Origin of the sequence: Microcoleus sp. A003_D6 (assembly GCF_036702825.1) — a bacterium.
Classification (GTDB): domain Bacteria; phylum Cyanobacteriota; class Cyanobacteriia; order Cyanobacteriales; family Microcoleaceae; genus Microcoleus.
On the sequence record NZ_JAUBWA010000210.1, the window covers coordinates 1 to 6,923 of the forward strand.

9 protein-coding genes and 1 pseudogene are annotated in these 6,923 nt (G+C 44.3%); 8 read left to right on the plus strand and 2 right to left on the minus strand.

From position 1 onward, the window contains the following. Together QUB70_RS31045 and QUB70_RS31050 are read right to left on the minus strand one after the other, a co-directional pair. Positions 1 to 311, minus strand: a pseudogene (locus QUB70_RS31045) (hypothetical protein); the annotation flags it as partial. Next, positions 223 to 894 carry an IS607 family transposase gene (locus QUB70_RS31050; RefSeq protein ID WP_332985594.1) on the minus strand — a complete coding sequence of 224 codons (672 nt, stop codon included), beginning with the start codon at positions 892 to 894 and terminating at the stop codon, positions 223 to 225. The gene QUB70_RS31050 and the pseudogene QUB70_RS31045, both read right to left, overlap by 89 nt. A gap of 9 nt (positions 895 to 903) precedes the next feature. Here QUB70_RS31050 and QUB70_RS31055 point away from each other — a divergent pair, with 9 nt between their 5' ends. From QUB70_RS31055 to QUB70_RS31090, 8 genes are all read left to right on the plus strand, one after another. After that, positions 904 to 1,059, plus strand: a complete 156-nt coding sequence (locus tag QUB70_RS31055) for a hypothetical protein (RefSeq protein ID WP_332985595.1) — start codon at positions 904 to 906, stop codon at positions 1,057 to 1,059. A gap of 441 nt (positions 1,060 to 1,500) precedes the next feature. Next, entirely contained in the window at positions 1,501 to 2,019 is a 519-nt protein-coding gene (fraC, locus tag QUB70_RS31060; protein WP_332985596.1) for a filament integrity protein FraC, read from the plus strand. A gap of 5 nt (positions 2,020 to 2,024) precedes the next feature. After that, positions 2,025 to 3,023 carry a DUF5357 family protein gene (locus tag QUB70_RS31065; RefSeq protein ID WP_332985597.1) on the plus strand — a complete coding sequence of 333 codons (999 nt, stop codon included), beginning with the start codon at positions 2,025 to 2,027 and terminating at the stop codon, positions 3,021 to 3,023. A gap of 62 nt (positions 3,024 to 3,085) precedes the next feature. After that, on the plus strand, positions 3,086 to 3,331 hold the full coding sequence (locus QUB70_RS31070) for a hypothetical protein (protein ID WP_332985598.1): 246 nt from the start codon (positions 3,086 to 3,088) through the stop codon (positions 3,329 to 3,331). Between the two features lie 35 nt (positions 3,332 to 3,366). Then, entirely contained in the window at positions 3,367 to 4,140 is a 774-nt protein-coding gene (locus tag QUB70_RS31075) for an ABC transporter permease (protein WP_332985599.1), read from the plus strand. Positions 4,141 to 4,311: 171 nt separating this feature from the next. Next, positions 4,312 to 5,112 (plus strand): Uma2 family endonuclease, encoded by an 801-nt coding sequence (locus QUB70_RS31080; protein WP_332985600.1) that lies wholly within the window; start codon positions 4,312 to 4,314, stop codon positions 5,110 to 5,112. 99 nt (positions 5,113 to 5,211) lie between these two features. Beyond that, positions 5,212 to 6,036 (plus strand): ATP-dependent sacrificial sulfur transferase LarE, encoded by an 825-nt coding sequence (gene larE, locus QUB70_RS31085; protein WP_332985601.1) that lies wholly within the window; start codon positions 5,212 to 5,214, stop codon positions 6,034 to 6,036. Then, complete coding sequence (locus QUB70_RS31090; protein WP_332985602.1) at positions 6,026 to 6,649, plus strand: hypothetical protein; 624 nt, start codon at positions 6,026 to 6,028, stop codon at positions 6,647 to 6,649. The genes larE and QUB70_RS31090 overlap by 11 nt, the downstream gene beginning before the upstream one ends. Positions 6,650 to 6,923: the final 274 nt, after the last annotated feature.

Genomic DNA, 6,923 nt, shown 5'->3' on the forward strand with positions numbered 1-6,923 from the left:
TTTAGCCCTTTAACTCTTAATTTAAGCCACATCCCATCTCGGAAGTTGGCATCATTAAATTTCACCGTAGAGCGAGGGTTGCGAATGCTTCGATATTTGGCATCACGACTAGCGGAATACGCTCGATGGGCATCAAAGATAGCGTTTTGCCTGATATGGCATGGTGTATCTTTCACCCATTTCGGTAAATCTGATTGCATAATCTTGTTACGCAATTTGAGTTTACTTAGACGGTCTTGCTTTTGTTGAGAAATTGCTTGGTTGTAGCAATATCGCGCCGCTGCCATCCACGTCTTCCAGATTTTGGCCAATGCTGGCTCTGGGTAAATCTGGATCTTCCTTGATTTGAGTTTTATACTTTCTAAGTCCGTAGAGTCGGCCGGAAAAGACGTGAATAATGGCAAGTATGTCTTCGACCATTTCTCGTTCTGGAGAAAAGTTGTTTTGGTTGAGAACCACGATTTTTGTTCCATCGAGTTGACAAAGCCATTCAATGAGTTCAAAACCAAATCTGGCAAGTCGGTCTTTGTGGGCAACCACAACTGAGCCGACATTGCCTGTACGGACGGTTTCCAGAATGGTTCTAAGTCCTTGCCTTTTGAAATTGAGCCCGGAGGCAATGTCGGTAATGAGTTCGGCTGATGGATAGAGTTCCAGTAGTTTTGCAACTTGTCTGTCAAGGTCAGATTTTTGACTTCGACTAGAGACTCTGGCATACAGAATAGTTCTAGTGTTAGTTGTATTGCGTCCGGCATAAGAGTTGATTAAGTATCGTCGTTGACCTGCGGGTGTGCGGATGGCTTTGATCGTGCCATCCTTCTCCCACCGCCTAAGCGTGTGTAGACAAACTCCAAAATGTTCGGCTGCTTGTCTTGGGGTTGAGTAGGTATCCAATGGTGAATAATGCTTACTACTTTTACAGCTTACAGCATAATTCAGGTATTTTCAGTAAAGTTCAATAAATTAGCCTACAGGAATATGCTCCCAATCTTGCTAGGGGCGATCGAACGCAATCAGGGGATCGAACCGGCGGTTAAGATTATTCCGTTTGTGCTGTAGAATTAAAATTTAACGCGGACTGATATACCTGAAGGCTTGTCAGGAACCTCGGCCTTAATGCACGAGGCTTGCGGGAGAAATCCGGTAAGCCATTCTGACCAGACTAAGGCTTAACTGCCTACGTTTTGAGAGTCACGACACCCCGTGGATGCGTAGCTAGTCAAGAGCTCTGTCCGAAGCAATTAAACAGTTCTAAGGTCACGCTTTACAGTGTTGCAGGTCTAACAAGCTCTCAAAACTTTGACCGACAAGCTAACATTACCCCGCAAGGGAGGCTCATGGCGAGCAAAATACTATGCGTACAGGATTGGGAGATTTGAAACGGTAACTGTCCCGTTGAAAGTGCAATACAAAAGTACACCGACTCAACCAGTCCCAAGGCGGTAGTAATTAAAAATATAAAGCCGTCCTAAAAAGACGGGGTTTCTACCCATAATTTTGATGATTGCGAGTGTTTTCCCATTTCGGACTGTTTTGGTACAAATTTTAATTATGTTTTTGGCGATCGCGATCGAATCGTGGTTTCTGCAAAAACTACTTAAACTCGGCCCCAAAACCAGCGTTGAATATACAGCCATCCTCAATCTATCTTGCACTTGCGTAGGCTGGTTAGTTTTCTTCGGCATTGAAAGCGTTCTTACCAAAGATTTGCGGGAACAGCTTATCGGTTATATTTTATTAGGACGCGGGGATAATGTTTACGCTCCAATAACTATGATAGCACTCTCAGTATTGGCAGTAACTTTTCTAGCTAAATGGCAGGGATTAGAATTCATAGAGAACATGGTTTATGGCAATAAAAAAGCTTCCAAACCTCAGTTTTTAGGGCCGCCAACCCTCACCCGCCGTCCTCCCAAAAAAACTTTTCAAGTAACTACCCAGTTTGGGGGAATTTTAATCGCCCACACTGTTAGCAATGTCGTTATTTTAACAGTGTTGTTTTTGCAAAGCGTCTATTAAAATTTATGATGAAGCAATTTTTTGATGCCACTAAGCAACTCACTAAGCTGACGAACAACCTTTGGGAAACCAATAAAAAAATCCAAAAGGCGATGATTCCGCCTAAAGTTGTCCACTGGAAGACTCCTTTACTGCTCAGCATCTTTTTAGCTTTGCTGACAGTGGCGGCAGTCACTGACTGGCGGACGAGAACTCTGCTTTTTGATATGAGCTGGTTATTTTTTACACTTTCAATGGGTTTGCTGACCAGCCAGCAACCTTTTTTGATTAAAGGAGTAAGTCTGAGTCCGTGGGTGACAAGCATTTTAATTGGCTTGTGGTTGCTTGTAAGATTACCGTCGGATAGGAAGGAAATCGCATGGATATCCGGCCCACTTATAGCAGTAGTAATTCTTGCTACAATAGAGGTTTGGAATAGCGAGTCAAAACGGGAAGGTATCAGGTCGTTGGTGCGCCCTCAGTTTTTGATGATTACCCTAGTTCACCTGATGTTTTCCTGTTGGTTTGCATTTCACTTTTTAATTCAAGGTTGGATACAACAATATCCGAGCGTTTTATCGCAGGATTTGAGGCAAAGCGATTATGTGGTGACATTTCAACAGCCAACTATTAATCGTTCCCGAGGAATTGTCATCCTCAATGCAATGGAGCGATACCTGCAAAATGAAGCCCGCACAAAACCGTGGGCGCAGGTAGAGCAAATGTTAATAGATATTGACAACGAGCGATTTTTTCTGCGGAATCAAGCCTTAAAAACAACTGGGATAGTCCCAGAAGATGCGAGCTGGGATGTCAAAACTTCGATCGTCCAAGGGCAGTCCCGCTATCAGTTAGAGATGCAGGCAACTTGGCTGGGGCTGGTTTTTCGACCGGAAATATATTCGTTTACCAAATCTTGCGAGGTGTTCGATATCGGCAATAGGGCGACTGTAACCTGCGATGCGATCAAACGCTCTCAACCAGGACAGAAAAAAGATGGAACTGCGGGAGACAGTCAAGTTTAAGCCTGTCTCTGGGGGTTAGGAGAGTGTCCGAGTCGGAGTGTGGGAGATGGGGAGAGAGGGAGATGGGGAGAGAGGGAGATGGGGAGATGGGGAGATGGGGAGAGAGGGAGATGGGGAGAGGGGGAGAGAGGGAGATGGGAGATGGGGAGAGGGGGAGATGGGGAGATGGGGAGATGGGGAGAGGGGGAGATGGGGAGATGGGGAGGGGGGAAAAACCCTCTTTCTTCACGCTTGACTTCTACCCTCAACATCCATCCGTTACATCCGTTAAAAAATCCGTTGCCGAACTTCCCTCTTCATTAAACTAAAATATGGCTAAAGTTGACTGCGGGTTAATAACTAGATGAATTTGAGAAGAATCTTGACAGTCGCGACCAATGTATTTTGGGAAGTAATTCGCGATCGCATCCTTTACTTAATTATTATTTTTGCTCTGTTGATGGGAGCCTCGGTACGGTTGATACCGGAATTGGCGGCGACAACCGAGAAAAAAATTATCTTAGATATCGGTTTGGCTGCGATCGGCATTCTCGGTCTAATTGTCACAGTTTTTGTGGCTACCGGACTGGTCAACAAAGAAATTGAAAAGCGGACTGTTTACCTGTTAGTTGCTAAGCCGATAAGTCGAGCTGAGTTAATTGTGGGCAAGCACTTGGGGCTGTCGGCAGTGCTGGCGGTGCTTGTAGCAGCAATGACTGCGATCTATCTGGCTATTCTGAGTTTGAGCCGGATTCCTTTCCCTTTGGAAAGCATTTTAATCGCTTCGCTGTTTGTCTGGTTTGAGCTGTGTCTAATGGCCGGTGTCGGGATTTTATTTGGGGTGTTCAGCAGTTCGCTGCTGGCAACTTTACTGACATTTGGCGTTTATTTGATGGGACATTCGACGCGGGATTTAGTGGCTTTGGGCAAGTTAACTAAAAATCCTGGAATTGAACAATTGATGATGGGACTTTATTTGGTTCTGCCGGATTTAGCCAGATTCAATTTGAGAAACGATGCTGTTTACGGACAAGTTCCTTACTTGGCAGGTTTGATTACAGATGCTGGCTACGGTTTGCTGTATGTGGTGCTGCTGCTGTCAATTGCGATCGCCATATTTTCCCGCCGGGAATTTTAAAACGCGCATTCGGCATCGCCCGGGGTAATTGGTAATTGTTGGTAGTGAGGACTAAAGTTTTCACTACCAACCAATTTTATTATGGAATTAGCACGCTAAGATATAGAGAAGGTTGTCGCTCAGAAATCTCGACTAAAACTAAAACTTTTATTGGTAAAAATGAGGTGACTTATGACTGCTGTAATTCACAAACCTATATCGCAGCTCAAGATTACTTGGCCTCTGCTTCCCGATGATTTTATCCTACCAGACGACCCTGTAGACGATACAGACCATCCGTTGCTAGCTCATGGTTTGCGCCAGTCTTTATTTGGTTCCCCCGAACTAATACAAGACGCACTGATCGTTTCTAATTTTGCTTTGTGCGCTGCTGTGGACGATCGCACTATTTGCAAAGCCCCAGACAGGATGTACGTGAGGCCGGTTCAACCTTGGCCTCACAACTATCCCCGCCGCAGTTACACGCCTCATACCGAAGGCACAGTCCCTTTTGTAGTGATGGAATTTCTATCAGCTACTTACGGCGATGAATATTCTGTCGAACATACAGAAGAAATCGGTAAGTGTTTTTTTTACGAACAAGTAATCAAAGTTCCCCGCTATGTCATTTTTCGACCGCATACAGGTAGAATAGAAGTTTATGCGCTAGAATCTGAGCGCTACAACAATCAAAATCCTGATGAAAACGGCCGTTATTTAATACCTGGATTAAATCTATTTTTGGGAGTTTGGCAGGGAACTCGCGAAGGTAGAACGGGATGTTGGCTGCGCTGGTGGAATGCGGCAGGAGAGTTGCTTTTGTGGCCGGAAGAACAAGCTGAAGCCGAAAGCCAAAGGGCTGAAGCTGAAAGTCAAAGGGCCGATCGCCAACAGCAAGACAAAGAGTTAGCCGAGACGCTGCTGGAACAGGAAAGACAGCGAAATCAAGAGCTTTTGGCTCGATTGGCAGCCCTCGGTATCGATCCAGAATAAGTAAACCTACTTAAAAAACCGAACACTCAGATCCCCGACTTCTTCAAGAAGTCGGGGATCTAATATCCCTCGCCTTTTACAGTAATCAAAATTGAAATCATGTTAGTCGAAAAACTCGAAAAATTACAAACTCTGTTCGCACAGATGGAACGGGCGCTGATTGCCTATTCTGGCGGAATTGACAGCACTTTGGTAGCAAAAATCGCTTTTGATGTGTTGGGCGATCGCGCTTTGGCAGTGACGGCTGTTTCGCCGTCTTTACTGCCAGAAGATTTAGAAGATGCGCGGATTCAAGCAGCAGAAATTGGCATTGCCCACGAGGAAGTAGAAACTAAGGAAATGGCAAATCCAAATTACACTTCTAACCCGGTTAACCGCTGCTATTTCTGCAAAAGCGAACTGCACGATACTTTGAAACCGCTAGCACTAGCAAAGGGTTATCCTTATGTGGTGGATGGGGTGAATGCTGACGATTTAAAGGATTACCGTCCCGGAATTCAGGCGGCAAAGGAACGCGGCGCGCGATCGCCTTTGGCAGAAGTAGGAATTACTAAATTTGAAGTGCGACAGTTGGCCAAAGAATTGGGTTTGCCTTGGTGGGACAAACCGGCTCAACCTTGTTTGAGTTCGCGCTTTCCTTACGGCGAAGAAATCACGGTGGGAAAGTTGCAAAGAGTGGGGCGTGCCGAACGGTATTTGCGGCAGTTGGGACTGAAAAATCTGCGAGTGCGATCGGATGGAGATACGGCGCGCATTGAGTTACCAGCGGAGGAGATTCAGGAGTTTGTGGTAAATACGGATTTGCCTGCATTGGTGGCGGTGTTTCAGGAGTTTGGTTTTGTGTACGCGACTTTGGATTTGGAGGGCTTTCGCAGCGGCAAATTAAACCAGGTTTTGCAACTGACAAAAAACTATGAAAATTAAACTGTGGATTTTATCGATCGCCTCTGCTCTATTATTGTGTGGGGGATTTGTGCTGAAAAATATATGGGATTACCACTCCGAAAAAAATCAGCTAACTAATTTTATAGTCTCCATAAAATTGCCTCATATAATTGCCATATCTGTAGAAGGCAGTTATGCAATTTATTATGGAGACTGGGAGTATATGAAAACTCACGGTTCAACAGAGCAAACTTTGATTGGATCTCTTCATTTAAAAGGAGATAGATACTCATTTTTGCCAGAAAAATGCTTTATTAATTTGGCGCTTTCTGAATGTATCCAAAAATCTAGCGACCCTAGAGAAAAACTTTTGATCGATCGATATTTCACAAACAGATTTTTCTTTCTGACTAAGCCAAAAGGTAAATATACAATACAATACGAATCCAAATTTCCTCGCTACACGGCTCTGGAAAATGTGGAAGACAATGAAACATTGGTGCGGATTAATTTCGATCCTGAGAATACAGATATAAATAGTTTAACTCCCGATCGAGTGTTTTTGATTAGAAATATGAAAGATGCCAAAAAGCTGCGGTTTCACAGCACAATTAGTGAAGTTGAATTTTGGTCAATAACCAAGCATTGGTAATTAGAAGGAAAAAGCCGTATTCGAGCAGATTTGACTGCATTGGTGGCGGTGTTTCAGGAGTTTGGTTTTGTTTACGCGACTTTGGATTTGGAGCATTGGTGACAAGTTAAGACTTAATTGCATTTGTCAATCAGTAAGATTACTTAAAAAAACTGCTTTTTTAGGAGTTGAAAATTCACGATTTGAGAGGGAGTAGGTAGGGCTTGCTGAAAAAGCCTAAAACCCTTACATCAAAAGACTTTGGCTCGTGACGGCGCTGAAAGTGTGCAAGATT

Bases quoted from the DNA above. Each gene is read 5' to 3' on its own strand.
- QUB70_RS31080 (WP_332985600.1), top strand. From the start codon at position 4,312: ATGACTGCTGTAATTCACAAACCTATATCGCAGCTCAAGATTACTTGG.
- fraC (WP_332985596.1), top strand. From the start codon at position 1,501: ATGATTGCGAGTGTTTTCCCATTTCGGACTGTTTTGGTACAAATTTTA.
- QUB70_RS31075 (WP_332985599.1), top strand. From the start codon at position 3,367: ATGAATTTGAGAAGAATCTTGACAGTCGCGACCAATGTATTTTGGGAA.
- QUB70_RS31065 (WP_332985597.1), top strand. From the start codon at position 2,025: ATGATGAAGCAATTTTTTGATGCCACTAAGCAACTCACTAAGCTGACG.
- QUB70_RS31090 (WP_332985602.1), top strand. From the start codon at position 6,026: ATGAAAATTAAACTGTGGATTTTATCGATCGCCTCTGCTCTATTATTG.
- QUB70_RS31055 (WP_332985595.1), top strand. From the start codon at position 904: ATGCTTACTACTTTTACAGCTTACAGCATAATTCAGGTATTTTCAGTA.
- QUB70_RS31070 (WP_332985598.1), top strand. From the start codon at position 3,086: ATGGGGAGAGAGGGAGATGGGGAGATGGGGAGATGGGGAGAGAGGGAG.
- larE (WP_332985601.1), top strand. From the start codon at position 5,212: ATGTTAGTCGAAAAACTCGAAAAATTACAAACTCTGTTCGCACAGATG.